Consider the following 3220-nt stretch of genomic DNA (forward strand, 5'->3'; position numbering starts at 1 on the left):
GATAGAGGTCAGCAGTTGCCTGCCAAACGCGTAGGCGTGCAGCGCGTGGCAGGACGCTCTGGCAATGTGGACTCAGAGATCGCAACCATTCCCGTTTGTTGGGATGCAACGCGGCTGTTCCGTAATCGGTGCGTGAACCCCGTCGGGCTTTTAGATTGACGGTTTTTGGAAGGCCCATGGCATGAGGTCGTCGATGCGCGACGCGGGGTGGCCGTTGGCGATGGCGGTCAGTGTTTCGCGTAAGTAGGCGTAGGGATCGATGGCGTTCAGCTTGCAGGTTTCGATCAGCGAGGCCATGCGCGCCCAGGTTCGGCCGCCCTCGTCATGACCGGCGAACAGTGCGTTTTTGCGATTGAGCGTTATGGGCCTGATGGTGTTTTCGACCGGGTTGGTGTCCATCTCGACGCGGCCATCGGTCAAGAAGATTTGCAGGCCATCCCAGTGGCGGTGGATGTAGCCGAGCTTCTCGCCCAAGCGGGATTTAGCGGATATCCGGCTGCGCTGATGGGTCAGCCAGAGGCGGAAGTCTGCGATCAACGGGGCCGATTGCAGCTGACGGGCAGCGAGGCGTTCTTCGGGGGAACGGCCCCGGACGGTTGCCTCGATCCTGTAGATCTGGGCGATGCGGCGCAGGCCTTCAGCGGCGATCTCGGAGCCGTCCTTTTGATAGATGTCATGCAGCTTGCGTCGCGAATGCGCCCAGCAGTAGGCCAGCGTCAGGGGCATGCCACCCACGCGCTTTGGTTCGGCCAAGGCGTCATAGCCGGTATATCCATCGACCTGCAGAATGCCCTCGAAGCCTGTCAGAATGTCCATCGCATGGTGGCCATGACGCCCGGGCGCATAGGTGAAGACGACGGCGGGCGGATCGCCGCCGCCCCACCCGCGATCATCGCGGGTCACCGCCCAGAGGTAGCCGGTTTTGGTCTTGCCCGCCTTGGGGTCGAGCACCGGCGCCCGGGTCTCGTCCATGAACAGGCGGCCGGATCGTTTGAGGTGGACCAGCATCCGATCAACGACCGGAGCCAGATGATAAGCCGCTACGCCACACCAGTTTGCCAGGGTTGACCGATCCAGGTCCACGCCGCCCCGGCCATAGATCTGGCATTGGCGATAAAGCGGCAAGTGGTCGGCATATTTGGAAACGGCGACGTGGGCGAGCGTGCCTTCGGTGGGCAGGCCGCCTTCTATCAGCCAATTGGGCGTGTCCGCCTGCACAACACCCGCGTCGCAACGGCGACAGGCGTAGCGGGGGCGAACGGTGACGATGACTTGGAAGCGGGCGGGAACGATGTCGAGCCGTTCCGCGCGGTCTTCGCCAATCTTCACCATATCGGTGCAACCACAGGAACAAACCTTCTGCGCGGGTTCAATCACCTGCTCGATGCGCGGCAGGTGATCTGGCAAATGGCCAAGGTTGCGTTTGGCTGCCGGACGTCTGGGCCTGCCATCGGCATTGCGCTCCGCCAGCGCATCCCGGGCGGCCTCGGCTTCCGCGACGGCCGTTTCCAGATCCTCGAAAGCCAGCTGACGCTCATCGGGAGGCAGTTGCTCGGACCGCTTGCCATAAAGCGCATGGCGCAGCTCAGCGATCAGGTAATCCTGTCGTTCGGTATGGGCTTCCAGCCCGGCGACCTTGGCTTGCATCGCTGCAAACGCCTCACGCACGGCGGGCGGAAGGCAGTCTATATCAAAGGGAAGATCGGCGGACGCAGGCATAGCGGTTTATACCGCATACCTCCGCAAAGGCCCATATTTACAAGGCGATCCGAGTCATTCTGTCGCGGTGGGCGGCGTCGGCCTGGGCGCATGGATACGCCGCCAGTCAAGGCCTGCAAACAACGCCTCGAACTGCACCCGCGACAGTCGCATGACCCCGTCGCCCACCTTTGGCCAGGCAAAGCCGCCCTGTTCCAGGCGCTTGTAGATCAGCACGATGCCACTGCCATCCCAGAACAGAACCTTGATCCGGTCGCCACGTTTGGACCTGAACACAACCATCACCCCGGCCTTCGGCGCAAAGCCCAACTCGCCATGCGCCATGGCTGCCAGCCCGTCATGCCCCTTGCGAAAGTCTACCGGCTTGGTCGCGATCACGATCCTGACGGCCTGATCCGGAAAGATCACAGCACATTCCTCAGCGCCGCCACCAAGGCCGCCGCGCGCTCCGGACTGCAATCCGGCGCCACATGCAAAACGGCCCCACAGATATCGACCTTGATCACGCCCGTGTCGACCGACGCCGCAGCCGCAACGACATCGGCCAATGGCTCGATCACCAGCGGCACGAATGCCGGAGACATATCGACCGGCACCGCCAGCTCCCCTTTGCGCGCTTGAGCGCGCCATCCCGAAAGGTGCCGGGCAATCAGCCCATACTTCGCCGCAACATCGCAGACCCGCGCGCCGGGCTGAAAACTCTCGGCCACAATCCGCGCCTTGAGATCATCCGGCCAACGCCGACGGCCGGTCGGGCCATCAAGGACCTCGATCCGCGACACTCCATTCGACCCACGCACCTCCATCCGGTGCTCGTTTTGGTGCTCCATGGCAAGCCTCCCACAAACTCAGTTGCAGGACGGCATGCCCGAAGTCACATCAAGCCGAAACCACGGGGCTGGCGCACCGCTTACTGTGTGTAGCGGTGTAGCGGAAGAAACAGGTGCGATGGCCATGGTGGGTCAGCGCCGATCCCCGAGCATACAGGATGCCGCTCAAACGGTGATGCTCTACATCCGGTTTCCGCTGTCGCTCCGGAACGTCGAGGATCTCTTGCATGAACGCGGCCTCAAGATCAGCCACGAGACCGTGCGGTTTTGGTGGAACAGGTTCTGTCAGATCTTCGCCGTTACAAATCATGACTCCGGGACGGTTCGGACCCAGTCATAAAACGGTCAGAGCTTTCGGTCCGGGGCTATACGGTGCAGAATGCTGGTCATGGCATGGTGCCAACTTTCAAGTGCGCCGTCTTGCCTTAAGTGCGAAACCATCTGTTCGGTGATGCCACCAGGCGTGCCGACTCCGTTGCAGATGGCATCGAGTGACTTGTCTGACTGCAAGAACACCTCGGCATTTCCGCGCAGGGTTTCGGCCACAAGGGAACGCGCGACGGCAGGGTTTAACCCCTCAGCCTCATACCAGGCTGCAAGATGGCGCATCAGAAAGACGCTTGCGCCTGACATCGCGCCAAAGACAACAGCGGTTTCAAAGCTGTGAGCGT

The 3220-nt window shown here is 62.0% G+C and carries 4 protein-coding genes and 1 pseudogene; 1 reads left to right on the top strand and 4 read right to left on the bottom strand.

What is annotated here, in order from left to right:
- Positions 1–150: 150 nt before the first annotated feature.
- The 3 genes from tnpC to tnpA are packed head-to-tail and all read right to left on the bottom strand — an operon-like array spanning position 151 to position 2549.
- Positions 151–1719 carry an IS66 family transposase gene (tnpC, locus tag U1A24_RS18470; RefSeq protein WP_305249841.1) on the bottom strand — a complete coding sequence of 523 codons (1569 nt, stop codon included), beginning with the start codon at positions 1717–1719 and terminating at the stop codon, positions 151–153.
- Positions 1720–1773: 54 nt separating this feature from the next.
- Entirely contained in the window at positions 1774–2127 is a 354-nt protein-coding gene (gene tnpB / locus U1A24_RS18475) for an IS66 family insertion sequence element accessory protein TnpB (RefSeq protein WP_322323455.1), read from the bottom strand.
- Positions 2124–2549, bottom strand: a complete 426-nt coding sequence (gene tnpA, locus U1A24_RS18480) for an IS66-like element accessory protein TnpA (protein ID WP_305249061.1) — start codon at positions 2547–2549, stop codon at positions 2124–2126. The genes tnpB and tnpA overlap by 4 nt, the downstream gene beginning before the upstream one ends.
- Before the next feature lie 118 nt (positions 2550–2667).
- Between tnpA and U1A24_RS21715 the strand changes: the two are divergent.
- Positions 2668–2847 (top strand): annotated as a pseudogene (locus U1A24_RS21715) (IS6 family transposase); the annotation flags it as partial.
- 47 nt (positions 2848–2894) lie between these two features.
- On the opposite strand, the gene U1A24_RS18485 reads toward U1A24_RS21715, so the two are convergent.
- A partial coding sequence (locus U1A24_RS18485; RefSeq protein WP_322323456.1) for a pyrroline-5-carboxylate reductase dimerization domain-containing protein occupies positions 2895–3220 on the bottom strand: 326 nt, incomplete at its 5' end.

The organism is Cypionkella sp. (assembly GCF_034376685.1).
Taxonomy (GTDB): Bacteria; Pseudomonadota; Alphaproteobacteria; order Rhodobacterales; family Rhodobacteraceae; genus Cypionkella.